Source organism: Prescottella agglutinans, assembly GCF_004011865.1.
GTDB classification, from domain to species: domain Bacteria; phylum Actinomycetota; class Actinomycetes; order Mycobacteriales; family Mycobacteriaceae; genus Prescottella; species Prescottella agglutinans.
In genome coordinates, this window is the sequence record NZ_RKLP01000015.1 from 17,549 (window position 1) to 41,337 (window position 23,789).

Genomic DNA, 23,789 nt, shown 5'->3' on the forward strand with positions numbered 1-23,789 from the left:
CACTGTCGCCCGGCTGGAAGGAATTCTAGCGTCGGGGTCGACCGCATTTCAGCGATTTCCCGAGGAGTACACGCATGGGCAGGCTACGTTTCGGTGCGTTCATCGCACCGCATCATGCGGCAGGACAGAATCCCACCGTCGCGTTGCAACGCGACCTCGAACTGGTGGAGCATCTCGACCGCCTCGACTTCGACGAGGTGTGGATCGGTGAACACCACTCGGCGGGCAGCGAGATCATCGGCAGCCCCGAGATCTTCATCGCCGCCGCCGCCGAACGAACCAAGCGCATCAAGCTCGGCACGGGCGTGACCTCCCTGAGCTATCACAACCCGTTGTGGGCCGCGGATCGCATGGTGCTGCTCGACCACCTCACCCGTGGCCGCGTCATGCTCGGCGTCGGCCCGGGCTCGCTGCCCACCGACTCGTCGATGATCGGGCTCGACCCCACCGAGTGTCGCGAACTGCTCGACGACAACCTCGACATCGTGATGCGGCTGCTGAACGGTGAGCGGGTCACGGCGAAGACCAAGACCCACAACCTGGTCGACGCCCAGTTGCAGATGCGGCCCTACTCGCACCCGTGCTTCGACATCGTCGTCGCCGGCGTGGCCTCGCCCACCGGACCGCGGCTGGCCGGCAAGCACGGACTGGGGCTGCTGTCGATCGGCGCGACCCTCACCCCCGAAGGCTTCGACGCCCTCGGCCACCACTTCGGAATCATGGAGGAGCGGGCCGTCGAGTTCGGGACCACCGTGGACCGCAACCAGTGGCGGCTGGTGTGCCCCATGCACATCGCCGAGACCGAGGAGCAGGCCCAGCAGGACGTGCGGTTCGGCCTCGGGGAGTGGATCGACTACTTCGGCAAGGTCGCGGCCTTCCCGCACTTCGGCTCCGGTGGAGCATCCATGGAGCAGATGATCCAGTACATGAACCATTCGGGTATGGGCATCATCGGCACCCCCGCGCAGGCGCGCGAGCTGATCCAGAAGCTCATCGACCAGTCCGGCGGCTTCGGCTCGATGCTGATCATGGGCACCGACTGGGCCAACCCGGCCGCGACCCGACGCTCCTTTGAGTTGATCGCGCAGCAGGTGGCGCCGCACTTCCAGGGGCAGTCGCAGCCGCTGTTCGATGCGGCGACCCGCGCCGGGAAGGTCCGCGAGGGCCACAACGAGGCGCAGCACGCGGCGATTGCGCACATGACGAAGAAGTACGAGGACGAACTGGCGGCCAAGGCATGAGGGCCGCGGTCCTGCACGGCGTCGAGGACCTCCGGGTGGAGGACGTCCCCGAGCCCGCGCTGAGCGACGGCTACGTCCTGATCGGCGTGGCATACAACGGCATCTGCGGATCGGACCTCGGTATGGTCCACTCCTTCGGGATCTCCGAGCACCCGCACCCCCTGACGGGGGCGTGCGGGCCGCAGATCCTCGGGCACGAGTTCTCCGGTGTGGTCCGCGGCGTCGGGGCCGGTGTCACCGACATCGCTGTCGGCGACCGGGTCGCGGTGCAGCCCACCTACCGGTGCGGCACGTGCGCCCGGTGCCGGGACGGCCACGAGCACCTGTGCGAGGTGATCGCCTTCCACGGCATCAACGCGCACGGCGGCGGGCTGTCCGAGTACACGGCCGTCCCCGCGGAGAGCGTGCACGTGCTGCCCGACGCTGTGTCCCTCGAACAGGCCGCGGTGGTCGAGCCACTGGCCGTCGCGCTGCACGCCGTCGAACTGTCCGGCGTGGCGCCGGGGCAGTCGGCGCTGGTGCTCGGCGCGGGCCCGATCGGGATCGCGACGGCACTGAACCTGCGCGCCGGGGGAGTGGACCGGATCCTGCTCAGCGAACCGTCCGAGACCCGTCGCGCGATCGCCGCCGGGTTGGGATTCGAGGTGATCGACCCGACTGCGGGCGACCTGGTCGCCGCGGTGCGCGAGCGCACCGACGGGGCCGGCGCGGACGTCGTGTTCGAGTGCGCCGGTGTCGGTGCCGCGGTCCTGACCGCGCTCACGACGGTGCGGCCGCGCGGGGCGGTGGTTCTGCTGGCGACCTACAAGGAAGAGGTGCCACTGCACACGTACCTGATGATGTTCGGCGAGATGCGGCTGATGTCGTCGCTGGCATACTCGCGCAAGGAGTTCCGCACCGTCATCGACCGGATGGCGGAGGGTGCCTACCCTCTCGACGGGTGGGTGGAACGCGTCCCGCTCGCGGACGTGGTCGACGGCGTGCGTGCGGTGTCCGAGGGCCGCCGCATGAAGGTGCTAGTGGAGGTGGGAGATGTCTGAGGCAGTTTCGGTGAGCGCACGCTTCGACGGCAAGGTCGCGGTGGTCACGGGCGCGGCATCCGGGATCGGTGCGGCCGTCGCGACGCGACTGGTCGCGGAGGGGGCGTCCGTCGTCGGTATCGATCTCGCGGCCGACGCGCTCGCGGTGATGGAGAAGGAACTGGGCGAGAACTTCGTCGGCGCCCCGGCCGACGTCACGAGCGAGGACGCGGTCGCCGCGGCCGTCGCCGTGGCGACCGAGCGCTTCGGCGGACTCGACATGGCCTTCAATGTCGCCGGTGCGCAGAAGGGCGGCCAGATCCTCGACCTCGAGGAAGCCGACTGGGACTTCACCGTCGACCTGGTGCAGAAGGGCGTGTTCCTCTGCACCAAGCACGAGGCGCGCCACATGGTGGCGAACGGTCGCGGCGGCGCCATCGTCAACGTCGCATCGCTCAACGGGCGCGTGCCGGTCATCGGTGGCAGCCCGTACGCGACCGGCAAGGCGGGCGTCGAGATGTTCGGCAAGAACGCGGCCGTCGAACTCGCGCGGCACGGGATCCGGGTCAACACGGTGATGCCGGGCCTGGTGGACACCCCGCTGGTGGCGCCGGTGATGGGCTACGAGCCGCTGCTGAACATGTTCGTCGAACGCATCCCGATGGGCCGGCCCGCGACCCCGGCCGAGATCGCCGCGCCGTGCCTGTACCTGGCCAGCGACGACGCCGGCTACATCACCGGGACCAGCCTCATGGTCGACGGCGGCTGGGAGATCTCCAACTACCCGGACTTCACCAAGCTCGGCGGGTAGCGCCGGGCTCAGTGCCAGGTGTGGTCGACGACCGGCGTCCGGGGCCCGAACTTCGGTTTGCGGGCCTGACCGCTGACCTCGAGCAGCCGGATCGCGCGGTACCGGTGCGGGCGCAGGTCGGCGAGGTACTCGACCATCCCGTCGTCGTCGAGGGGCCGGCCGAGCAGGCTCCAGCCGACGATCGCCGCGAGGTGGAAATCGCCGACGGACAGGGCGTCGGCGTCGCCGAGTGCGCGCTGGGCGACCTCGGCCGCCGTCCACGCCCCGACACCGGGGACGGCCCGCAACCGGCGGTGCGCCGCGTCGCGGTCCAGGTCGACGATCTCCTCGAGTCGGTCCGCGACGCGGGCACAGGCGACGACCGTTTGCGCCCGCCTGGGGTCGACGTTCGCGCGGTGGAACTCCCACGACGGGATCCGCCGCCACACGTCGGCGCTCGGCGGGACCCGCATGCCGTCGGGGGCCGGCCCCGGCGCCGGCGTGCCGAACCGCGTCACGAGCCGACGCCACGACGCCTGCGCGGCCACGCCGTGCACGCGCTGCTCGAGGATCGCCGGCACGAGGGACTCCAGCACCCGCGCGGTGCGCACGATCCGCAGGTTCGGGAACCGGCGGTGCGCGTCGGCGAGCTTGGGGTGGACGGGCGAGAAGTCGGCGGCGCGGTCGGCGTCGTCCTCGCCGACGAGACCGGGCACGTACACCTCGAGTTCCCCCGCGCCCGGACCCCACCCGCGCACGTCGACGACGGACGGCCCGAGCTGACGCAGTCGGTACGTCACCGCCCCGGACGGCAGCAGCGACGTGCGCCAGACGGTGCCGTCGGGATCGGTGCGGTGGCACGGATCGAAGCGTCCGTGGCGCAGCGGAGACAGGGTCGACGATAGGTCCACGGGACGTTTCGTGACCACCTCGAGCTGCACCGTCGGCGCCGTACCGGTCATCCCCGGCAGCCTATCGCCACCGGCCCGGGACCCGACCGGCGCGTGGCGGCGCCGGCACGTATTGTCCGAAGGCATGATCATCGTGAGTACCGACGGTTCGTGCCTGAAGAACCCCGGTGGCGCCATCGGATGGGCGTGGGTGGATCACGACGGTCCGAGCCGGTCGGGCGGTGACGTCTCCGGCACCAACCAGATCGCCGAGCTGTGGGCGCTGGTCGAGGCGATCGTGGCGCATCCCGGACCCGAGCCGCTGCTCATCGAGTCCGACTCCCAGTACGCCATCAAGTGCGCCTCCGAGTGGCTGCCCGGCTGGAAGCGGAAGGGCTGGAAGACCGCGTCCGGTGGTCCGGTGAAGAACCTCGAACTGGTGCAGGACATCGACCGGGCGATCACCGAACGGACCGGGCCGGTGCGCTTCAAGTGGGTCCGCGGACACGTGGGCAACCACTTCAACGAGATCGCGGACAAGCTGGCCGGTGAGGCGGCCCGCGCCGTCGTCGACGCGCCGGAGCAGGCCCGCCCGTGGCGCGGACTCGGGCGGCCGTCCGAGCCGACCGCCCCGGTGACCCTGGCCGAGCCGGAGCCCGAGCCGGAGCCACTGCTCACGCTGTTCTGACCGTCAGGCCAGGAAGCGCGGCCGCCCGGCGTCCACCCAGGCGCGGAAACGGGCGTCGATCCGCTCCGCGATCACGTCGTACGTCTCCCAGCTGTCCTCGACCCGGTAGATCTCCGCCGCGGTCGTGTCGAACGCGTCCAGATAGTCGTCGATGTACCGGGAGTCGTCGTTCTCGCCGGCGTAGTACGCGACGGCGAAGGCGTTGCCGTCGGCGGTGAGGTCGTCGCTGACGAACTTCTCGTCGAGCACGTCCATCAGAAAGGCGCCGGGCGTCGTCTCCTGCGACTCGAGCGGCTCGAGGTCGTCCTCCACGTCCGCGCCCGCGAAGCCGCCCAGCAGGCACCACGCCACGAACATGCCGATGTGGGTGCCACCGGCCGCATTCGGCAGGTCCTCGGGAAACGTGCCGCCGTAGTGCCAGTCGGCGTCGTCGTACTTCGTCATGGAGTCGGTCATGAGTCGCTTTCTTCGAGTCGGTCCGCGTGTGCGGTGCCCGACGAACGAGATGGTCGCCGCAGCTCCTCGCGGGAGTTGCCGCGGCGACCATCCGATCATGCCGAGCGGGTGGACCACTCCTCGCATGCGGTTCGACTACGTCAGCGAGCCCTCGTGGACGTCGCGGACGAAGGCGGGCAGCGGCGCGCCGGCGCGCAGCGTCGACGCCAGTGCCGGGTCGGCCAGGTGCAGGCGGCCGATCGCGATGAGGTCGAATTCGCCGCCGTCGATGCGCTTCTCCAGCTCGGGGATGTTGTCGACCACCGGAGCGGAACCCTCGATGCGGCTGTCGCGCAGCGACTTTCCGATGCCGACGCTGCCGACGGCCATCGTGATGGCGCCGGTGACTTCCTTGGCCCAGCCGGCCAGCGACAGGTCGCTGCCCTCGAACGCGGGGAAGTCGAAGCGGCGGATACTGGCATCGAACACATCGACGCCGGCCGCGGCCAGAGCGCCGAGGATCACCTTCAGCTCGTCGGGGGTCTCGGCGATGCGCGCGGTGTAGTTCTGCTGCTTGTGCTGCGAGAAGCGGAAGAAGATCGGGTAGTCCTCGCCGATCTCGGCGCGGATCGCCTTCACGACCGCGACCGGGAAGCGGGTGCGGCGCTCGAGGTCGCCGCCCCACTCGTCGTCACGCTTGTTGGTGCCCGCCCACAGGAACGAGTCCAGCAGGTAGCCGTGGCCGCCGTGCAGGGCGATACCGTCGAACCCGACGTCGATCGCGTTGCGGGCCGCGCGGGCGAACGCGGAGATGACGTCCTGGATGTCCTGCTCGGTCATCGCCTCGGTGGGCTCCTGGACCCACGAGGTGTACGACTCCGGGTACGAGGTGGTGCCGAGCGGGCCCCACTCGCCCGACGGGCGCATCGGCTCGAGCGCCGGGTCGACCTTGCTCATCGCGCCCCACAGCGGTCCCACGTGCCACAACTGCGGGATGATCTTGCCGCCGGCCTCGTGGACCCCGTCGACGACCTTGCGCCAGCCCGCCAGGGCCTCCTCGCCGAACATGCGCGGGACACGCGAGTTGTCGACCGCCGTCGGGTGGTCGATCGCGACACCCTCGGTCACGATCAGGCCCGTGCCACCCTCGGCGCGTCGGCGGTAGTAGCCGGCGACGTCGTCGCCGGGGACGCCGTCGATCGAATAGGACCGCGTCATCGGCGACATGACGATGCGATTCGCGAGTTCGAGCGAGCGCACCTTCAGTGGCTGGAACAGGGGAGATGAAGAGGTCATGTCGTCAGTGCCTTTTCGGGGTTCGTCGTAAACCAAGCAATTGCTAGGTAGCGTTCCAGGGGCTTTCCGAGCACGTCAAACCGAGGTCTCACTCAGCGCAAACCGGTCGCGACTAGGGTCTGTGGAGGTGTCCGGGGAACCGGAACGCGGCGTGACGAGAGGAGCGATCTGTGTGCGAATCGGCTGGACTGGCGGAACCGGACTGGGCGTCGGAGGTGGCCGGGGTCGTCGCCTTCCGTGAGCGGCTGGGTCTCCCCGCCCTGATCGACGTGCACACCCACTTCATGCCACAGAACGTGATGGACAAGGTGTGGGCGTACTTCGACTCCGCGGGCCCGCTCGTCGGCCGCGAATGGCCCATCCGCTACCGGACCGAGGAGGAGTCGCGCGTCGAGCAGTTGCGCGCGTTCGGCGTCGGCCGCTTCACGTCCATGCTGTATCCGCACAAGCCGGACATGGGCGCGTGGCTCAACCAGTGGGCCGCGGACTTCGCCGCCCGCACCCCCGACTGCCTGCACACCGCGACGTTCTACCCGGAGGAGTCGGCGCCCGGCTACGTGGCCGCGGCCCTCGAGTCGGGTGTCCGAGTCTTCAAGTCCCACATCCAGGTCGGGGACTACGACCCGAACGATCCGCTGCTCGACCCAGTATGGGGGCTGCTCGAGGACAGCGGCACCCCGATCGTCATCCACTGCGGATCCGGCCCGGCACCCGGCCGCTACACCGGGCCCGACCGCATCGCCGCCCTGCTCGCGCGGTACCCGCGTCTGGCGCTGATCGTCGCGCACATGGGGATGCCCGAATACGTCGAGTTCCTCGATCTCGCCGACCGCTACCCGCGGGTGCAGTTGGACACGACGATGGCGTTCACCGACTTCACCGAATCGAAGGTCCCGTTCCCGCGACAGGAGGTTCCGCGCCTGCGCGATCTGGGGGACCGCATCCTCTTCGGCAGCGACTTCCCCAACATCCCGTACACCTACCTGGACGCGCTCGAGGCCGTCACCAAATTCGACCTGGGCGACGACTGGGTGCGCGCCGTCGTGCACGACAACGCCGTGCGCCTGTTCGGGATCGAGTGAGCGAGGTCAGGCCGATTCCGGCTGCATAACGCTGAACACCGCGCCCTGCGGGTCGGACAGCACCGCCATGCGCCCGACGGAGGGCATGTCGAACGGGTCGGTCAGCAGCGTCCCGCCCGCCTCGGTGGCCTGTGCGACGGTGGCGTCGGTGTCGTCGACGCAGAAGTAGACGTGCCAGTGGTTGGGCGCGTCCGGGCGTGGTGGCGGCAGGCAGCCGCCCACGCCGTCGCCGTTCACCTGCAGCACGGTGTAGTCACCCGAGCCCGGAATCGGCATCGCGGCCGAGCCCAGTCCGACGACGGCCCGGTAGAACGCCAGCGCGCTCTCCGGGCGATCGGTGACGAGTTCGTTCCAGATCAAAGTTCCGGTCTCGTTGACCAGCGTCGCGCCGATGTGGATTCGGGGCTGCCACAGGGACACCTCGGCACCCGTGGGGTCGGCGACCAGTGCCATCCTCCCGGCCTCGACGACGTCGAACGGTGGGAGGATCAGATTTCCGCCGGCCGGTTCCACCTTGGCCGCGGTCGCGTCGACGTCGTCCACGGCGAGAAAGGTGTTCCACCTGGCGGCCGCGTCGGCGGACGAACCGTGCGGCATCGGGGCGATGCCCGCGACCCGTTCGTCCCGCAGTGTCGCGACCGAATAGACCTCGTCGTCCATCATCGGCTGTTCGTCGTACGACCAGCCGAAAAGCGTTGTGTAGAAAGCCTTGGCCGCGGCTTGGTCCGGGGTTTGCAGATCCACCCAGTTGGGCGTGCCTTCCGTATAACTCGAGTGTCGAGACATCAGATGTCCTCTCATCCACCGTCGAGCACGTGGACGAGGCTATCGCAGAACGCGGAGGCGAAGAACGGAAAGGTGCAGAACAGAGATGTCCGTACCGCCCGCGTTCCCGCCGACTGCGACGACGGGAACGCGGGCGAAGAACTCAGGCCAGGTCGGTGGAGATGACCTTCGCCATGTTCCGTTCGGCCAGCGCGGTGATGGTCACGAACGGGTTGACGCCGACGTTGCCCGGGACCAGCGAGCCGTCGACGACGTACAGGCCCGGGTACTCGGGCAGACGGCCGTAGTTGTCGGTCGCCTGGTTCAGCACGCAGCCGCCCAGCGGGTGGTACGTGAAATCGTCGCCCCAGGTCTTGTACACCCCGAACAGGTCCGTCCGGTAGATCGTGCCTTCCTTCGCGTTGATCTTGTCGAAGACCTTCTTGGCCATCGTGATACCGGGCTGGTTCTGCGCCACGGTCCAGGAGAGGTCGACCTTGCCGGTGCCCGAATTGAACTGGAACCGTGCGCGGTTCGGGTTCTTCGTGATGGCCAGGTAGATGCTGGCGTACGTTTCGAGACCCGCGGGGAGCGGGGCGATCTCGGCGAAGACCGGCGCGGTCGGGTCCGCCCAGTTGTCGATGCCCATCGTCGGGATCGTGGCCTGCTGGGAGCCGGTCGCGTCCCACATGTGGTTCGCGCGACCGAGCATGATGTTGCCGTTGTTGCCCCAGCCCTCGCCGACCTGCGACGGGAGGTTGGGCAGGTGGCCCTGCGCCTTCATCGCGACGAGCAGCTTGCTGGTGCCGACGCTGCCGGCGGCGAAGAAGACACGGTCCGCGGTGACGACCTTGGTGGCGACGATGTTGCCCTGCTCGTCGATCTGTTCCATCGTCACGCTGTAGCCGCCGCCGGAGGCCGGCGCGACCTTGGTGACACGGTGGAGGGTGGTGATCGTGAGCTTGCCGGTGGCCGCGGCCTGCGCCAGGTAGGTCTTGTCGAGCGACTTCTTGCCGGCGTTGTTGCCGTAGATGACCTCGCCGCCGAGGGAGGACTTCGTGACCTGCCCCGCGGCCTCCTTCTTCATGTAGTCGAAGTCGTAGACGTTCGGAACGAAAGTCGTTGTGAAACCGGACCGTTGAGCGGTCTTGCGGCCGGTGCGGGCGAACTGGTACCACGGCGTCGACTCGAACCAGGCCTGGTCGATGTTGTTGACACCGAGGCCCGCGTTGGCGCGCGGGAAGAACGTGTTGTACATCTCGTTCGAGTCGACCGACGGCAGGATCTCCTCGAAGTAGGTGCGCTTCGGGGTGACCGCCATGCCGCCGTTGACGAGCGAACCGCCGCCGACGCCGCGACCCTGGTAGACCTTGATGCCGGAGAACCGCTCGGAGTCGAGCACGCCGACGTACCGGTCGATGCTCTTGTTGATGCCGAAGCCCATGAAGTTGCTGACGGGCTGATCGGTGGTGGTGGACAACCACGTCGAGCGCTTGTCGGGATTGAGCATCCCGCAGAAGATCTTGCCGTCGGCCCCGGGGGTGTCCCAGCTTCGGCCCATCTCGACGATCTGGGTGGGGATCCCGGCCTGGGTGAGTCGGAGGGCCGCGACGGCACCGCCGTACCCGCTGCCGATCACGAGAGCCGGCACGCGGTCGCCGTCGGCGAGGGCGCGGCGGGGGGTTGCGGAGGCGACCGTGGACATCGACGAGAGCATGAGCGCTCCAGCCGCAAGTCCCGTTCCCGCAAGGAATCTGCGGCGGGAGACACTTCCGATCCCCTGAGTCGCAGTTCGTCTGTTCGCCCGGCTATCGGTCATGGAACTCCTCTGTCGGCGGTTTGGTAGGCGGCCTGCTTCGCAGCAGGCTGCCAGGGTTTATACCGCCGACAGAGGAGGTTACGAGGCGGTACCGGAAAATTGGTGCATTCCGGTACCGGTCAACGCAACTTCAGGCTGCCGCCGTCCGCCATGAGGGTCTGGCCGGTCATGTACTTGGAGTCGTCGCTCGCGAGGAACAACGCCACCGGGGCGATATCGGTCTCGGGATCGCCGATCCGCTGCAGCGGCACCTTCGCGACGGTCGCGGCCGCACGCTCGGGAAACGCCTTCTGCCACGCCACGACGCCCTCGGTCGCCGCGAACGGGCAGAGCACGTTGACCCGGATGCCGTCCGCCGCCCATTCGTTGGCGGCCACCCGGCTGACGCCGCGGATGGCCTCCTTGGCGGCCGCGTACGACGTCTGCGTCGGCATGCCCTCGAGCCCGGAACTGGATCCGAAGTTGACGATCGAACCCTTCGATTCCTTCAACTGCGGGTAGCACGCCTGCATCAGGTGCACGGTCGGATAGAAGCCGGTACCGAACGAGATGTCGAACATCTCCTGCGTGTGTTCCAGCAGGGACGCCTGCCGGGACGCGTGCGCATTGTTCACCAGCACGTCGATCCGGCCCCACGCCTCGACGGCGGTGTCGCGGATCTTCGCTGCCGAATCCTTCTGCAAGATATCGACGTTGAGGAACTTCGCCGCACCGCCGGCATCCGTGATCTCTCGTTCGAGTTCTCGACCCTGTCCTTCGTCTATATCGACGAACAGCACCTTCGCGCCCTCGCGTGAGAACACCCGGGTGATCGCGCGGCCGATGCCGCCGGCGCCACCGGTGACGATCGCGACCTTTCCTGCCAGCCTCATGCCGGAGTCCCGTTCCCGGCTCAGACTTCGGCGGGAGCGTCGGTGGCCAGCGCGATCTTCTCGAGACCGGCGACGCTGTATGCGGCGTAGGTCTCGTAGGGTCCGCGACCCGAGAAGTACGGCGTCAGCTGACCGGCCAGCTCCTCGAGCGAGAACTCGGAACCCGCAGCATCGAAACGGTTCTCGACCTGCGGCGCCGCCATCAGCGCGACCATCTTGCCGTAGACGACGAACACCTGGCCGTTGATCTCGTCCGACGCGGGCGAGGCGAGGTAGCTGACCAGAGTGGCGACGCGCTCGGGCGCCAGCGGGTCGAGGCCCTGTGCGCCGGTGTTGTTCTCGGTGCCGAACGCGTCGGCGGTCATTGCCGTCCGGGCGCGGGGGCAGATCGCGTTGGCGCGCACGCCGTAGCGGGAGAGTCCGGCCGCGGTCGACAGCGTCAGCGCGGTGATACCGGCCTTGGCGGCCGAGTAGTTCGGCTGTCCGGCGGAGCCGAACAGGAAGGCCTCGGAGGACGTGTTGACGACGCGACCGAAGATCGGGCCGCCGGCGTCCTTGCTGGCCTGGCGCCAGTGCACCGCCGCCGCGTGCGACGTCGCGGCGTGGCCCTTGAGGTGGACGCGGATCACGTCGTCCCAGTCGGACTCCGACAGGTTGAAGATCATCTTGTCCCGCAGGATGCCGGCGTTGTTGACCAGGATGTCCATCGATCCGAAGTTCGAGACCGCCTCCTGGACCATCCGCTCGCCGAGCGACCAATCCGAGACGTCACCCGTGATCGCGAGCGCCTGGCCGCCGGCGGCCTTGATCTCGTCGACGACGTCGTGCGCGGCCGCGCCCATGTCGTTGACGACGACCGCCGCCCCGGCCTCGGCGAGTGCGAGCGCCTCGGCGCGACCGAGTCCCGCTCCCGCGCCGGTGACGATGGCCGTGCGACCGGCCAAGCTCAGGGATTCCACCATGTCAGGCTCCTTACCTTACGTGCGATGCACTCCAAACTAGTATTCATTCTAGTTTCGGCACAAGGGCTGTGGGGATTTCGGGCACCGTGCGTCTCGTCGATCGCCCGCACGCGATGCGGTGCGCCCTCTCTGGCGTGGGAAATCCCGAAATCTGTTCGGCGGGCTATTGATCGTGGTATCGGAATATGTTCTACTCACCTAGTTGTGATCTCAGGCACACGGGGGGCGGGTTTGTGGTAGAACGCACTGTTGCTCGGTGTGCGATTCACCTGAAGGGTCAGCCATGACACTGAATCTCGCCGATCTGACCGAAGCCGTGATCGATGCCGTTCCGGACAAGATCGCGCTCGTCTGCGGATCGGAGTCGCGCACGTTCGCCGAGTTCGACGCCGGCGCCAACCGCATCGCCCATCACCTCGCGGCCCAGGGGGTGCAGCCGGGCGATCACGTCGGTCTGCACGCCCGCAACAGCATCGAGTTCGTCGAATCGCTGCTGGGCTGCCTCAAGGTTCGCGCCGTCCCGGTCAACGTCAACTTCCGCTATGTCGGTGCCGAGCTCGTCTACCTGTACAACGACGCGCATCTCAAGGCCGTGATCGCCGACGGCGAGTTCAGCGACGTCATCGCCGAGGTGCTGCCCAAGTGCCCCGATCTGCGGCACATCGTGCTCGTCGGCGAGCCGGCCGGACCGGCCCTCGCGGAAGCGGCTGCCGCCGCGGACGTTTCGCTCGCCGACTACCGGCAGGCGGTCGCCGAGCAGTCGCCCGAACGGGACTTCGCGGAGCGCAGCGCCGACGACCTGTACATCATCTACACGGGTGGCACCACCGGCATGCCCAAGGGCGTGATGTGGCGGCACGAGGACTTCTACCACGCCGCACTCGCCGGCGGCGCCATCATGGGCGGCGATCCGATCCTCTCGCCCGCCGAACTCGGTGCTGCTGCGGCCGCGAACCAGTTCGCCATGACCTACCTGGTCACCGCACCGCTGATGCACGGCGCGGCGTCGTACTCGCTGTTCACCTGCATGTTCATGGGTTCCAAGCAGGTCCTGATGCCCAGGTACGACGCGGTGGCCGCGCTCGAACTGGTCGACCAGCACAAGATCAACACCGTGATGGTGGTGGGCGACGCGATCGCCCGCCCGCTCGCAGACGCGATCGAGGAGCACGGTGAGCGCTTCGACCTGAGCACGCTGTGGATCATCGGTTCCGGCGGCGCGTTGTGGTCGGCGAGTGTCCGCGAGAAGCTCAACAAGCTCCTGCCGAACGTCTACCTCCGCGACGCCTTCGGCTCGTCGGAGTCCGGCAACGACGGCGAACTCAAGAAGGACGAGGACGGCCAGCTGCGGATGCCGCCGTCGCCGAAGGCACGCGTGGTCGACACCGACTTCTCGACGATCGAGCCCGGCTCGGAGACCGTCGGCTACCTGGCCCGCGCCGGACACGTTCCGCTCGGCTACTTCGGCGATCCGGAAAAGAGCGCCGCGACGTTCCCTGTCGTCGACGGCGTGCGGCTGTCGGTGCTCGGCGACCTCGCACGCGTCGAAGCCGACGGCACCATCGTCGTCCTCGGCCGTGGATCGTCGTGCATCAACACCGGCGGCGAGAAGGTGTACGCCGAGGAGGTCGAGGAGGCACTCAAGAGCCACCCCGACGTGCTCGACGCGCTCGTCGCCGGAATCCCGGACCCCACGTACGGGCAGCGGGTGTCGGCCGTCATCTCGGCCCGCGACGGCATCGACGATCTCGACGAGAACGAGGTGATCGCGCACTGCCGGACCCAGATCGCCGGCTACAAGGTGCCGCGCACCGTCGTCGTCGTTTCCGAGGTCGTCCGGTCGCCTGCAGGCAAGGCCGACTACCGCTGGGCCAAGGCGACTCTCGAAGCCGCCGACTGATCCGGTCGTGACCGAACGGCCTGCCCCTCGAAGGAGGGGCAGGCCGTTCGACGTTTCGTGGGTCGGTCAGCTGCCGGCGCGAGCGAGCAGCTCACGGGCCTCGGCGCGGCCGTCGAGCACGCGCGAGGTGCGCCGCTGGATCTTCCACTCGCCGTCGCTCTTCGCGAGCTCGAAGCGGTTGGCGGTCACGCGCCAGACGCGGAACGAATCCTCGTTCTCGTTGCGGCGCAGCAGCTGCGAATGGCAGGTCGCGATCGCCGTGTCGCCCTTGACCACGATGTTGACCGGGTCGAGCAGGTGGCCGCAGCCGCCGTTGATGTAGTCCTGGTGCGGGCGGGTGCGCACCATCTCCATGATCTCGGCGCGACCGTCCATGAGGCGCATGTCGACGTCGTACACCGCGTCCTCGGCCCACAGGGCGCCGACCTTCTCGGCCTCGCCGGCGTCGACGGCCGGGCCGTACGCGGTGATGAGCTCCTGGATCGCGAGCTTGTCCTCGAGCAGCTGAACCCGCTCGACGAGGGACTGGACGAGTGCGGCGGTATCGGTCGCGATGTCGGTCATCGGATCTCCTTCGGTGTTGTCCCGCTGGGATGTTCTCGTGGGGGAGTGGCGGTCAGGCCTGGGCGGGCTCGAACTCGAGACCGAGTTCGGTGCCCAGTGCGTGCAGGGCCGCGAGCTGATCGCAGTAGTGCGCGGCCCCCGTCGCGGCGATCGACGCGCTGGCGATGGTGGCGCCTGCGGCCCGACGGCGTTCGAGGGCGCGCACGGTGCGGTCGCGGTCGCCGAGCGGATCGAGGGGAGCGCCGGCGTCGAGCACGATCTCGAAGCCGGCCGGGACCCCGACCTTGCCGAGCATCGCGGCCAGCTCGTCGACGCCCAGCCCGAACGGCACCCAGCCGTCGCCGTGCTCGACGGCCCGGCGCAGGGAGCGCATCGTGCGGCCGCCGACCCACAGGGGGACGCGGTCCTGGACGGCGTGCGGCTCGACGAGCAGGTCGTGGAATTCGTAATAGGTCCCGGCGTACTCCGGCAGGCTCCGGGACAGCGCGGCACGGAGCGCCGCGAGGGCGTCGTCGGCGCGGGCGCCGCGGTCCTCGAACGGCGCGTCCAGGAGTTCGAACTCCTCCCGCAGCGTCCCGACGCCCAGGCCGAGGACCAGTCGTCCGCCACTGACGGCGTCGAGGGTGCCGTAGCGCTTGGCGATCTCGAGCGGGTGGTGGTAGCCCAGGACGAGGACCTGGGTGGCCAGGCGGATCCGGGTGGTGCGGGCGGCGAGGTAACCGAACGTCGCGAGCGGATCCCAGTAGGTTCCGCCCCGGGCGCGTGCCACCTCGATCGGCACGGCGACATGCTCGCTGCAGGTCAGGTGGTGGAATCCGAGCCGGTCGGCGGCCTCGGCGACCTGGGCCAGTTCGGTGATGCCGGCATCGCGTTCCCACTCCGAGTGGGCGTCGGGGTGCAGCACCACGACGGGGGAGACGATTCCGATGTGCATCCCTACGGCTCCGTTGCTGGATGGTCAGGTCAGCTTCGTTCTACTCCGCCGCTGCGGTGGCCGCTGCGGCTTTTCCGGTCACCGGGAGTTTTGTCGGGCCCGCCGCCGCCGACCGTGCGAGGTGATGGCGGTCACGTCATGATGGCGATGTCCGATTCGGACAAACAATCGGCAGGGAATCTGTCCCGCCCAGCGGGACCCACCTGCTAGCCTGTCAGAATTGATTTCAGTTTTGGATCGTTTCGCCCCTCTGACCAGGGGCGTGGATGTTGCTTGGAGGTGTCTATGACAGTCGTCGATTCCGGTGAGGCGGCCGCTGCGCAGGCCCCGCGCCGTGAACTGCCGCCGTCCATGGTCGAACGGATGACCCTGATTCTCGACGCTTTCGATGGCCGCGCTGCGCGGCTGACCCTCGAGGAGGTGGCCTGCCGTACCCAGCTGCCCCGCTCGACGGTGCACCGCATCCTCGACCAGCTCGTGCGCCTGAACTGGGTGGAGCACGCGTCGTTCGGTTACTGCCTCGGTCGCCGCGCGCTCGGGCTCGGCGGCGGCGACGGCGGCCACAGTGAAATCCGTGCTGCCGCAGCGCCATTGCTACACGAACTGCACATGCAGACCGGCATGGTCGTCCACCTGGCGGTCCTCGACGGGAGCGAGAGCGTCTACCTCGACAAGGTGGGTGGGCGTTTCGCGTCGACTCTGCCGTCGCGGGTCGGCGGTCGCGGCCCGGCGTACTCGACGGCCGGTGGCAAGTCGATGCTGGCGTGGCTGGATCCCGAACGCGTCGACAGCCTCTACGAGGAGCGGCTCAGCCGCTGCACCGATCGCACCATCACCGACATCCCGACGCTGCACCAGGAACTCAACCGGATCCGGCAGCGTCGGGGCCTCGCGTTCGAACGGGGCGAGTCGGTGCGCGGCGTCGCGTGCGTCGGTGTCGCGGTCCGCGGCCACGACGGTCCGGTGGCCGGCATCTCGCTGTGCGGCGACGCCCGCACCGCCCAGCTCGAGCGCGTCGCGCCGCTCGTCGTCGACGCAGCCCGCGAGGTCTCGCGCACCCTGTACCCGGAACTCGGCGCGCCGCGTCGTGGCCGACGCACGCCGACCACGCCCGCGGACACCTGGTCAGCTGACGCCATGGACCGACTGCTGTCCATCCAGAGCGGGCAGTGGATCTGATCGGGATCCGACCGGGAATCCGACCGGGAATCCGACCGAGGATCCGACCGGCGATCTGACACCGGACACCACGAACGGGAACCCGAGGCGCACTCCGGAATCGGAGCACGGCCTCGGGTTCTCGTTCGGTCCTCGGGGATCAGGCGGTCGCGCCCGCCGGGGTCAGCACCGGAGCCTGGATGCCGAACTTGCCGCGGAAGAACACCATCGGGCGCTCCTCGCACACGGTGTCGAGTTCGAGAACCCGGCCGATGATGACGTCGTGGTCGCCGGCGACGTGAACGTCGTGGACCTCCGCGTGGACGCGCATCAGGACACCCGGCAGCGCCGGGGTGTTCCAGCGGGACAGCTCCCAGTCCAGCTCCTCGTATTTGCGGCCCTTGCTGGAGCCGAAGCGCGAGCACAGGTCGGACTGTTCCTCGTGCAGCACGTTGACGCAGAATCGGCCGGTCTCCCGGATCCGGGGCCAGGCGCGCCCGCGATGGTCGGCGCAGATCAGGATCAGCGGGGGCTCGAGCGACACCGACGCGAACGACTGGCAGGCGAATCCGACCGGCCCCTCGTCGTCCAGGCCGGTCACCACGGTCACGCCGGTCGCGAACTGGCTCATCACGCGGCGCATCTCGTCGGGCGTCGGCGCGCCGGCTCCCGCCGTGCTCCGGTGTGCAATCGTCTCAGCGGTCATGGGCACCTCCTGCTCGTGGAACGGATGATCGACACAGTCGTGGAACGAACGACCGGCATGCGAAAGTCGGAGCTGCCGAAGTCGATGTTTGCGAGCGTATGGCGGTGCCTTCCCCGCGCTGAACTGCTGTCTCGATCAGCGGAACGACCCCTGGCGCGGACGATCGATCCGCCCCGCGGTCTCGCTGATCGGGATGCCACATGGCCGCGATCGGCACGGGCTGGCAGCCTTCGCCCGGATGGGCTGTGACCCGCACGACATCTTGGACAAACAGAGGCGACGATGACTACTGAGCTGACCTACGAGGGAACTCTGAGGGAACTGCACACCGATCAGGGTGTGCTCCGGTACCACGAGGCCGGCGAGGGTCCGCCGCTGCTGCTGCTGCACGGCTCCGGCCCGGGCGTCACGGGCTGGCGCAACTACCGTGGCGTGCTCGCGGACTTCGCCGAGCACTTCCACTGCTACGTGCTCGAGTTCCCCGGCTTCGGTGTCTCCGACCCGTGCGACGGCCACCCGATGGTCGAGGCGGTCAACGCGGTGCCGGTCTTCCTCGAGGGGCTGGGCCTGGGTCCGGTCGACATCATCGGCAACTCGATGGGCGGTGTCGTCGGCGCCCGCATCGCTATCGCGCGCCCCGAACTCGTCAACAAGTTCGTCTCGATCGGTGGCATGGGCAAGAACATCCTCTCGTCCAACCCGGGCGAGGGCATCAAGCTCCTCATGGAGTTCACCGACAACCCGACCCGAGAGAGCCTCGTCCGCTGGCTGCACTCGATGGTCTACAACCCCGCCGTGGTGACCGAGCAGCTCATCGAGGAGCGCTGGGCCCTCGCGACCGAGCCCAAGACCCTCGAGATCGCCCGCCGCATGTACAGCAGCAAGGCCTTCGCCGCGATGGCCGCGGCCAACGCGCAGGCCGACGGCACTCCGTACTGGGCTCAGTTCGGCAAGATCAAGGCCCCCACGCTGCTCACCTGGGGCCGCGACGACCGGGTCAGCCCCGTCGACCTCGGCCTGCTGCCGATGCGCGACATCCCCAACGCCGAGTTCCACGTGTTCCCGAACTGCGGCCACTGGACCATGATCGAGGCCCGCGACGCCTGGGTCGCGTCCGTGCTCTCCTTCCTTCTGCGCGACCGTAAGTGAGCTGACTGATCACCATGGCTGAGAATCAGAACTTCGACACCGTCGTCGACTTCCTCGTCGTCGGCAGCGGCGGCGGCGGTATGGCCGCCGGCATCACCGCCGCGGACCGCGGCATGTCCGCCCTGATCATCGACAAGGGCAAGACCTACGGCGGCTCCACCGCGATCTCCGGCGGCGGCATCTGGATCCCCAACGCTCCGGTGCTCGTCCGCAAGGGCGCCGGCGATTCGAGGGAGTCGGTGCGCCGGTACCTCGACGTCGTCACCGAGGGCAAGGTGTCCGACGAGCGTCTCGACGCCTACGTCGACAACGGCCCGCCGATGATGGAACTGCTCGAGCGCAGCCCTCACATCGAGTTCTACTGGGTCAAGGGCTACGCCGACTACCACCCCGAGGAAGAGGGCGGACGCCCCCTCGGACGCACCGTCGAGTGCACCCCGTTCGACACCCGCAAGCTGGGTGAGGACGAGAAGTACCAGCGCCCCAACAGCCTCAAGGGCCCGCTCGGCCTGTGGGTCACGTCGAAGGACTACCACGACCTGGCGATGGTCAAGCGGACCTGGCAGGGACGCCGGGCGTCGCTCGTCGCGGCGTGGCGCGTGTCGTCGAACGTGATCCGTCGTCGCCACATGTCCACCGGTGGTCGCGCGCTCGTCGCGCGGATGCGCATGGCGCTCAAGGACGCCGGCGTTCCGCTGTGGCTGCAGACGTCGATGAAGGACCTCATCGTCGACGACAAGGGTGCCGTCATCGGCATCACGGCGGAGCGCGAAGGCAAGACCGTGCGCATCGGTGCCCGCAAGGGTGTCCTGCTCGCGACCGGCGGCTTCGACCACAACAAGCAGATGCGTGCGCAGTACCTGCCCGAGAACGGCGTGGAGAACTACAGCGCCGGTGCGCGCGAGAACGTCGGCGACGGCATCGTCGCGGGCCAGAAGCTCGGCGCCGCGGTGGACCTCATGGACGACGCCTGGTGGATGCCGTCCGTCATGCACCCGATGGGTGCGGTCATCCCGCTGGTGTCCGAGCGTTCGATCCCGCCGTCGGTGATCGTGAACAAGGACGGCAAGCGTTTCACCAACGAGTCGGCTCCGTACGTGAACTTCGTGCACGACCAGCTCGACGGCGGCCACGTCCCGGCCTACTTCATCATGGACAGCAAGGCCCGCTCGCGGTACCCGTTCGCGCAGGTGTTGCCGGGTGCGCCGTTCCCGCAGGGCTTCTACGACAAGGGCATCGTCCACAAGGCGAACTCGCTGAGCGAGCTGGCCGAGAAGATCGGTGTCCCGCCGCAGAACCTGCTCGAGACCGTCGACCGGTTCAACGGCTACGCCCGCACCGGCAAGGACGAGGAGTTCGGTCGCGGCGACAGCGTGTACGACCAGTACTACGGCGACCCGACGATGAAGAACCCGGCCATGGACGAGATCGTCAAGGGCCCGTTCTACGCCATCCGTGTCGAGGCCGGCGACCTGGGCACCAAGGGTGGTCTCGTCACCGACGCCGAGGCACGCGTGCTGCGTGAGGACGGCGGCGTCATCGAGGGTCTGTACGCGACCGGCAACACGTCGGCGTCCGTGATGGCCAACGAATACGCCGGAGCCGGCGCTACGATCGGCCCGTCGATGGTCTTCGGCTACGTGGCCGCGAACCACGTCGCCGACACGGCCTCGGACCGTCTGTCGGGTTCGAACGCGAAGTAGTCCGGAAAGGTTCCCGAGTGCTCACTCAGCGGGACTGGGAAACAGGCTCTGACGTGGCCGAATCCCAGTCCCGCTGAGCGGGAGGGGTTTTGTTCTCCCGGCCGAATTCCTGGGACCGTTCCACACACACGATCAGCGCGATCGAAGAGCGTTGGTCCCCACTCGCACCAGGAGGGCGCGATGCTCGATCGGCTGTCGCTGACGATGCGCTGCTCCGGTGCCCACCCAGCTTCCTCGCGCATGCCGCGCGCATGCCAAGCGTCACGGCGCACCCGAACCGAGATTCTCGTCGAGGCCGGTCGCCCGAGCTTGTCGGAGGACAGGAAAGACCAAGTGCTCTAGAGCGCAATCGGTCTGGCCGCTAAGAATTGATCCGCGTCGCCGTGGGATCGCAGAGAGAGAGCTGATAGCAATGGGTCAGGTTTTGGACAACATCATGCAGTTCGCGGACGAGATCCGCGAGGGTGGCATCGAGGGCGAGAAGCTGATGCGTCTGTCGGACGGCAACGCCAAGCGTGTCCGCGACGCCGGCGTCATCCGGATGCTGCAGCCGAAGGAGTTCGGCGGCCTCGAGTCGCACCCGCGTGAGTTCGCCGAGACGGCGATGGCCCTCGGTGCCGTCGACGGCTCGACCGGCTGGGTCTCCGGCATCGTCGGCGTGCACCCGTGGGAGATGGCCTTCTTCGATCCCAAGGCGCAGCAGGAGGTCTGGGGCGAGGACGTCGACACCTGGATCGCGTCGCCGTACGCCCCCATGGGTGTCGCGGTGCCGGTCGACGGCGGCTACATCCTGAACGGCCGCTGGTCCTTCTCCACCGGCAACGACCACTGCGAGTGGGTCATGATCGGTGCGCTCGTCGGTGACCAGAAGGGTGTCCCGACCGGCAAGATCCTGCACGTGCTGGTCCCGAAGGCGGACTACACCGTCGACCACGACAGCTGGAACGTCGTCGGCCTGCGCGGCACCGGCTCCAAGGACTTCACGGTCAAGGACGCCTTCGTCCCCGAGTACCGCACGATCGACTCCGAGATCGTCCTCAGCGGCAACGGTGCCAAGCACGCCGGCCGCGACGAGACGCTGTACAAGTTCCCGTTCTCCTGCATCTTCCCGCTCGGTATCTCCTCGTCGCTGATCGGCATGTGCCAGGGCGGTCTCGCGCTGTACATCGCCGCGCAGAAGGAGCGCGTCGCGGTCACCGGCGTCCCGATCAAGGAGGACCCGTACGTCCTCTACGCCATCGGTCAGGCCGCCGACGAGATCAACGCTGCGAAGGTGTCGATCCTCGAGACCGTCGACCGCTTCTGGGACAAGACCGAGAAGGGCCAGGAGGTCACCTTCGAGGAGCGCGCCGTCGGTCGCCGCACCCAGACCAACGCCGCGTGGCGCGCCGTGAGCGCCCTCGACGAGATCTTCGCTCGCGCCGGTGGCGGTGCCATGAAGGTCACCCTCCCGCTGCAGCGCTTCTGGCGTGACGCGCACGTCGGCCTCACCCACGCGATCCACGTGCCCGGGTCGATCAACCACGCATCGGCGCTGACCCAGCTCGGTGGTGAGCCGCAGGGCATCCACCGTTCGATGATCTAGTTCGAACCCAACTGAATTCCTCACTCAGGGACGGATTGATATGACGGACATTCGGGGTCTCGGTTACCTCAGAATTCAGACCCAGGACATCGCGCGCTGGCGTGAGCTCGTCGTCGACGGCCTCGGAATGGCCATCGGCTCGGGTCCCGAGCCGGACGGCCTCTACCTGCGCCTCGACGAGCGGCGTGCGCGCCTGATCGTCCTGCCGGGCGAGTCCGACAAGGCCCTGGCGGTGGGCTGGGAGGTGCGTGACCAGTTCGCACTGCAGCGCGTCCGCGAGGCCGTGGAGAAGGCCGGCATCGCTGTCGAGGAGCTCTCCCTCGAAGAGGCCGACTACCGCGACGCCGAGAAGGTCATCGCGTTCGACGACCCCGCCGGCACCCGCGTCGAGGTCTTCTTCGGCCCGGTGCTCGACCACAGCCCGGTCGTGACGCCGCACGGTGGCCAGTGGGTCACCGGCCCGCAGGGCCTCGGTCACGTCGTGCTGCCGACGCCGAAGTTCGCGGAGTCCTACGCCTTCTACACGGAGGTGCTCGGCTTCCTCCCGCGTGGCGCCATCCGGCTGCAGGACGGCGTCTCGCGCGTCCGGTTCCTCGGCGTCAACCAGCGTCACCACAGCCTCGCGCTGTGCCCGGCGCCGCCGACCGACGAGCCCGGCCTGGTCCACCTCATGACCGAGGTGTCCACGCTCGACGCCGTCGGCCAGGCACTGGACCGTGTCGCCAAGCTCGGCTTCACGATCTCCTCGACCCTGGGCCGCCACACGAACGACAAGATGGTGTCGTTCTACGTGCGTGCACCCGGAGGCTGGGACCTCGAGTTCGGCACCGAGGGCATGCTGGTCGACGAGACCTTCTACACCGCCGAGGAGATCACGGCGGACAGCTACTGGGGCCACGACTGGTCGGCCTCGGAGCCGCTGAAGGCGTTCATCCCCAAGGCATGATCGTCCGGTCGTGACGACGGGAAGGGCCCCGCACGGATTCGTCCGTGCGGGGCCCTTCCCGTGTCGGTGCCGACCTCTCGCCGAACCTGGGTCAGGCGGGGAGGTCGAGCGAACGCGCGAGCGTCGGCCACGCCTTCGGCAGCCGGTCCCGCCAGTACGACCATCCGTGGATGCCGATCGGCTCGTACTCGACGGTGGCGGGAATCTTCAGCTGCTCGAGGCGGGAGTCGAGAAGCCGGGTGCAGCCGTTCGCCGCGACCTCCATGGGGCCACCGATGAACACCCGGTCGAACCAGTCGGATGCAGCGGGATCCTCGTACTGGCCCGGCACGCCCGACCCCACCGAGATGTAGATGTCCATGCCGCGCAGTGCCTCGGCGTTGCGCACAGTGTCGTGAGCCTCCCACTCGGGTCCGCCGACCTCGCCCCACAGGTTCGCGATGTCGCCGCCGCGCGACGACACGGTCGACTGCACCGTGAGCCGACCGAGGTCGTCGGTGGTCGAGTAGCAGCCGCTGAACACCACGATGCCGCGGTACATCCCGGGGTTCCGGTGCGCGAGCATCATCGCGCCCTGCGAGCCCATCGAGATCCCGAGCAGTGACTTGACGCCGTTCGTGTTCAGTCGGGCGTCGAGCAGCGGCGGCAGTTCCTGGGTGATGAAGGTTTCCCACTTGTGCAGTCCGACGCCCGGGTCGGTCCGGTCCCAGTCGGTGTACAGCCCGGAAACACCGCCGTTGATCAGGACGACGTTCGCGTTCTTGTCCGCGAAGAATTCCGCAGCGCCACCGTTGGTGAGCCACCCGCTGGTGTCCTCGCCGGCGTCGACGCCCTCGAGAGCGTAGATCGACGGGCGCGGCACCGAATTGTCCTTCGGGAGAAGCACCTCCACCCCGACCTCGCGGTGCAGCGCCGGCGAGGCGACGGTGAAGCGCACCAGCTGATCGGTCTTGTGCACCTCGCCGGTGATGGCTGCGGTCGTGATGTCGTCGCGCAGCGGCGGCAGCGGCGGATGCTCGTTCTGGAGCGGCCCCGGGATCACCGACCCGGCGGTCACGCTGCCGTTGTCGGAGCTTGCGGCCGCGCTGCCGCTCGAGCCGTTGGCGCTCCCGGTGCTGCCGGCGCTCCCGGTGCTTCCCGGAGCCGCGAGCGCCTCCCCGGCAAGCGGCAGTGCCACCAGTGCCGCGAGCGACGCGCCGAGCAACCCCCGTTGCACCCGGCGTCGCGCCACGCGTTTCGGATCTGAACCCCACATGGAGAAAATCCCCCCTACAGTCTTGTTTCC

The 23,789-nt window shown here is 68.4% G+C and carries 22 protein-coding genes; 11 read left to right on the forward strand and 11 right to left on the reverse strand.

Translation table 11 applies throughout. The features are described from left to right. Positions 1–74 precede the first annotated feature (74 nt). From EGT67_RS23670 to EGT67_RS23680, 3 genes are read left to right on the forward strand one after another with little or no spacing between them, the layout of a single operon-like run. Positions 75–1,241 carry an LLM class flavin-dependent oxidoreductase gene (locus EGT67_RS23670; protein WP_127918555.1) on the forward strand — a complete coding sequence of 389 codons (1,167 nt, stop codon included), beginning with the start codon at positions 75–77 and terminating at the stop codon, positions 1,239–1,241. Next, on the forward strand, positions 1,238–2,281 hold the full coding sequence (locus EGT67_RS23675; protein WP_127918556.1) for an alcohol dehydrogenase catalytic domain-containing protein: 1,044 nt from the start codon (positions 1,238–1,240) through the stop codon (positions 2,279–2,281). Before EGT67_RS23670 ends, EGT67_RS23675 begins: the two co-directional genes overlap by 4 nt. Further along, positions 2,274–3,071 carry an SDR family NAD(P)-dependent oxidoreductase gene (locus EGT67_RS23680; protein ID WP_127918557.1) on the forward strand — a complete coding sequence of 266 codons (798 nt, stop codon included), beginning with the start codon at positions 2,274–2,276 and terminating at the stop codon, positions 3,069–3,071. Before EGT67_RS23675 ends, EGT67_RS23680 begins: the two co-directional genes overlap by 8 nt. Positions 3,072–3,079: 8 nt before the next feature. Here EGT67_RS23680 and EGT67_RS23685 read toward each other — a convergent pair whose 3' ends face one another. Further along, the gene (locus EGT67_RS23685; protein WP_127918558.1) at positions 3,080–4,012 is read right to left on the reverse strand and encodes a DNA-3-methyladenine glycosylase family protein; all 933 of its coding nucleotides are present in this window, start codon (positions 4,010–4,012) and stop codon (positions 3,080–3,082) included. 73 nt (positions 4,013–4,085) lie between these two features. Between EGT67_RS23685 and EGT67_RS23690 the strand changes: the two genes are divergently transcribed. Next, positions 4,086–4,628: a ribonuclease H family protein gene (locus tag EGT67_RS23690; RefSeq protein WP_127918559.1), complete on the forward strand. Its 543-nt coding sequence runs from the start codon at positions 4,086–4,088 to the stop codon at positions 4,626–4,628. A 3-nt stretch (positions 4,629–4,631) separates the two neighbouring features. Here the strand turns inward: EGT67_RS23690 and EGT67_RS23695 are convergent, their stop codons facing one another. Together EGT67_RS23695 and EGT67_RS23700 are read right to left on the reverse strand one after the other, a co-directional pair. Continuing rightward, the gene (locus tag EGT67_RS23695; RefSeq protein WP_241566216.1) at positions 4,632–5,084 is read right to left on the reverse strand and encodes a DUF7832 domain-containing protein; all 453 of its coding nucleotides are present in this window, start codon (positions 5,082–5,084) and stop codon (positions 4,632–4,634) included. 135 nt (positions 5,085–5,219) lie between these two features. Beyond that, complete coding sequence (locus EGT67_RS23700; protein ID WP_127918560.1) at positions 5,220–6,359, reverse strand: NADH:flavin oxidoreductase; 1,140 nt, start codon at positions 6,357–6,359, stop codon at positions 5,220–5,222. 215 nt (positions 6,360–6,574) lie between these two features. Between EGT67_RS23700 and EGT67_RS23705 the strand changes: the two genes are divergently transcribed. Beyond that, positions 6,575–7,441, forward strand: coding sequence for an amidohydrolase family protein (locus EGT67_RS23705; protein ID WP_241566223.1), 867 nt, complete (start codon positions 6,575–6,577; stop codon positions 7,439–7,441). A gap of 6 nt (positions 7,442–7,447) precedes the next feature. Here EGT67_RS23705 and EGT67_RS23710 read toward each other — a convergent pair whose 3' ends face one another. The 4 genes from EGT67_RS23710 to EGT67_RS23725 all read right to left on the reverse strand — a co-directional run bounded on the left by EGT67_RS23710 (position 7,448) and on the right by EGT67_RS23725 (position 11,859). After that, the gene (locus EGT67_RS23710; protein WP_127918562.1) at positions 7,448–8,227 is read right to left on the reverse strand and encodes a VOC family protein; all 780 of its coding nucleotides are present in this window, start codon (positions 8,225–8,227) and stop codon (positions 7,448–7,450) included. 142 nt (positions 8,228–8,369) lie between these two features. Further along, complete coding sequence (locus tag EGT67_RS23715) at positions 8,370–9,923, reverse strand: GMC family oxidoreductase N-terminal domain-containing protein (RefSeq protein WP_476742043.1); 1,554 nt, start codon at positions 9,921–9,923, stop codon at positions 8,370–8,372. Positions 9,924–10,144: 221 nt separating this feature from the next. Next, positions 10,145–10,897, reverse strand: coding sequence for an SDR family NAD(P)-dependent oxidoreductase (locus EGT67_RS23720; protein WP_127918564.1), 753 nt, complete (start codon positions 10,895–10,897; stop codon positions 10,145–10,147). 20 nt (positions 10,898–10,917) lie between these two features. Further along, positions 10,918–11,859: a 3-oxoacyl-ACP reductase gene (locus EGT67_RS23725; protein WP_127918565.1), complete on the reverse strand. Its 942-nt coding sequence runs from the start codon at positions 11,857–11,859 to the stop codon at positions 10,918–10,920. 283 nt (positions 11,860–12,142) lie between these two features. Here EGT67_RS23725 and EGT67_RS23730 point away from each other — a divergent pair, with 283 nt between their 5' ends. Further along, positions 12,143–13,759: an acyl-CoA synthetase gene (locus EGT67_RS23730; RefSeq protein ID WP_127918566.1), complete on the forward strand. Its 1,617-nt coding sequence runs from the start codon at positions 12,143–12,145 to the stop codon at positions 13,757–13,759. Between the two features lie 66 nt (positions 13,760–13,825). Here EGT67_RS23730 and EGT67_RS23735 read toward each other — a convergent pair whose 3' ends face one another. Together EGT67_RS23735 and EGT67_RS23740 are read right to left on the reverse strand one after the other, a co-directional pair. Continuing rightward, entirely contained in the window at positions 13,826–14,323 is a 498-nt protein-coding gene (locus EGT67_RS23735; protein WP_127918567.1) for a nuclear transport factor 2 family protein, read from the reverse strand. 52 nt (positions 14,324–14,375) lie between these two features. Beyond that, positions 14,376–15,257 (reverse strand): TIGR03619 family F420-dependent LLM class oxidoreductase, encoded by an 882-nt coding sequence (locus EGT67_RS23740; protein WP_127918568.1) that lies wholly within the window; start codon positions 15,255–15,257, stop codon positions 14,376–14,378. Between the two features lie 285 nt (positions 15,258–15,542). Between EGT67_RS23740 and EGT67_RS23745 the strand changes: the two genes are divergently transcribed. Then, positions 15,543–16,436 carry an IclR family transcriptional regulator gene (locus EGT67_RS23745; protein WP_127918569.1) on the forward strand — a complete coding sequence of 298 codons (894 nt, stop codon included), beginning with the start codon at positions 15,543–15,545 and terminating at the stop codon, positions 16,434–16,436. 139 nt (positions 16,437–16,575) lie between these two features. On the opposite strand, the gene EGT67_RS23750 is transcribed toward EGT67_RS23745, so the two are convergent. Beyond that, complete coding sequence (locus EGT67_RS23750; protein ID WP_127918570.1) at positions 16,576–17,121, reverse strand: flavin reductase family protein; 546 nt, start codon at positions 17,119–17,121, stop codon at positions 16,576–16,578. 282 nt (positions 17,122–17,403) lie between these two features. Between EGT67_RS23750 and EGT67_RS23755 the strand changes: the two genes are divergently transcribed. The 4 genes from EGT67_RS23755 to bphC all read left to right on the forward strand — a co-directional run bounded on the left by EGT67_RS23755 (position 17,404) and on the right by bphC (position 22,504). Continuing rightward, positions 17,404–18,270: an alpha/beta fold hydrolase gene (locus EGT67_RS23755; RefSeq protein ID WP_127918571.1), complete on the forward strand. Its 867-nt coding sequence runs from the start codon at positions 17,404–17,406 to the stop codon at positions 18,268–18,270. A gap of 14 nt (positions 18,271–18,284) precedes the next feature. After that, complete coding sequence (locus EGT67_RS23760) at positions 18,285–19,973, forward strand: FAD-binding protein (RefSeq protein WP_127918572.1); 1,689 nt, start codon at positions 18,285–18,287, stop codon at positions 19,971–19,973. A gap of 412 nt (positions 19,974–20,385) precedes the next feature. Further along, on the forward strand, positions 20,386–21,558 hold the full coding sequence (locus EGT67_RS23765) for an acyl-CoA dehydrogenase family protein (RefSeq protein ID WP_127918573.1): 1,173 nt from the start codon (positions 20,386–20,388) through the stop codon (positions 21,556–21,558). A 40-nt stretch (positions 21,559–21,598) separates the two neighbouring features. After that, positions 21,599–22,504, forward strand: a complete 906-nt coding sequence (gene bphC / locus EGT67_RS23770; protein WP_127918574.1) for a biphenyl-2,3-diol 1,2-dioxygenase — start codon at positions 21,599–21,601, stop codon at positions 22,502–22,504. 91 nt (positions 22,505–22,595) lie between these two features. Here the strand turns inward: bphC and EGT67_RS23775 are convergent, their stop codons facing one another. Continuing rightward, positions 22,596–23,759: an alpha/beta hydrolase gene (locus EGT67_RS23775; RefSeq protein ID WP_127918575.1), complete on the reverse strand. Its 1,164-nt coding sequence runs from the start codon at positions 23,757–23,759 to the stop codon at positions 22,596–22,598. Positions 23,760–23,789 lie beyond the last annotated feature (30 nt).

Bases quoted from the DNA above. Each gene is read 5' to 3' on its own strand.
- EGT67_RS23670 (WP_127918555.1), top strand. From the start codon at position 75: ATGGGCAGGCTACGTTTCGGTGCGTTCATCGCACCGCATCATGCGGCA.
- EGT67_RS23675 (WP_127918556.1), top strand. From the start codon at position 1,238: ATGAGGGCCGCGGTCCTGCACGGCGTCGAGGACCTCCGGGTGGAGGAC.
- EGT67_RS23680 (WP_127918557.1), top strand. From the start codon at position 2,274: ATGTCTGAGGCAGTTTCGGTGAGCGCACGCTTCGACGGCAAGGTCGCG.
- EGT67_RS23685 (WP_127918558.1), bottom strand. From the start codon at position 4,012: ATGACCGGTACGGCGCCGACGGTGCAGCTCGAGGTGGTCACGAAACGT.
- EGT67_RS23690 (WP_127918559.1), top strand. From the start codon at position 4,086: ATGATCATCGTGAGTACCGACGGTTCGTGCCTGAAGAACCCCGGTGGC.
- EGT67_RS23695 (WP_241566216.1), bottom strand. From the start codon at position 5,084: ATGACCGACTCCATGACGAAGTACGACGACGCCGACTGGCACTACGGC.
- EGT67_RS23700 (WP_127918560.1), bottom strand. From the start codon at position 6,359: ATGACCTCTTCATCTCCCCTGTTCCAGCCACTGAAGGTGCGCTCGCTC.
- EGT67_RS23710 (WP_127918562.1), bottom strand. From the start codon at position 8,227: ATGTCTCGACACTCGAGTTATACGGAAGGCACGCCCAACTGGGTGGAT.
- EGT67_RS23715 (WP_476742043.1), bottom strand. From the start codon at position 9,923: ATGCTCTCGTCGATGTCCACGGTCGCCTCCGCAACCCCCCGCCGCGCC.
- EGT67_RS23720 (WP_127918564.1), bottom strand. From the start codon at position 10,897: ATGAGGCTGGCAGGAAAGGTCGCGATCGTCACCGGTGGCGCCGGCGGC.
- EGT67_RS23725 (WP_127918565.1), bottom strand. From the start codon at position 11,859: ATGGTGGAATCCCTGAGCTTGGCCGGTCGCACGGCCATCGTCACCGGC.
- EGT67_RS23730 (WP_127918566.1), top strand. From the start codon at position 12,143: ATGACACTGAATCTCGCCGATCTGACCGAAGCCGTGATCGATGCCGTT.
- EGT67_RS23735 (WP_127918567.1), bottom strand. From the start codon at position 14,323: ATGACCGACATCGCGACCGATACCGCCGCACTCGTCCAGTCCCTCGTC.
- EGT67_RS23740 (WP_127918568.1), bottom strand. From the start codon at position 15,257: ATGCACATCGGAATCGTCTCCCCCGTCGTGGTGCTGCACCCCGACGCC.
- EGT67_RS23745 (WP_127918569.1), top strand. From the start codon at position 15,543: ATGACAGTCGTCGATTCCGGTGAGGCGGCCGCTGCGCAGGCCCCGCGC.
- EGT67_RS23750 (WP_127918570.1), bottom strand. From the start codon at position 17,121: ATGACCGCTGAGACGATTGCACACCGGAGCACGGCGGGAGCCGGCGCG.
- EGT67_RS23755 (WP_127918571.1), top strand. From the start codon at position 17,404: ATGACTACTGAGCTGACCTACGAGGGAACTCTGAGGGAACTGCACACC.
- EGT67_RS23760 (WP_127918572.1), top strand. From the start codon at position 18,285: ATGGCTGAGAATCAGAACTTCGACACCGTCGTCGACTTCCTCGTCGTC.
- EGT67_RS23765 (WP_127918573.1), top strand. From the start codon at position 20,386: ATGGGTCAGGTTTTGGACAACATCATGCAGTTCGCGGACGAGATCCGC.
- bphC (WP_127918574.1), top strand. From the start codon at position 21,599: ATGACGGACATTCGGGGTCTCGGTTACCTCAGAATTCAGACCCAGGAC.
- EGT67_RS23775 (WP_127918575.1), bottom strand. From the start codon at position 23,759: ATGTGGGGTTCAGATCCGAAACGCGTGGCGCGACGCCGGGTGCAACGG.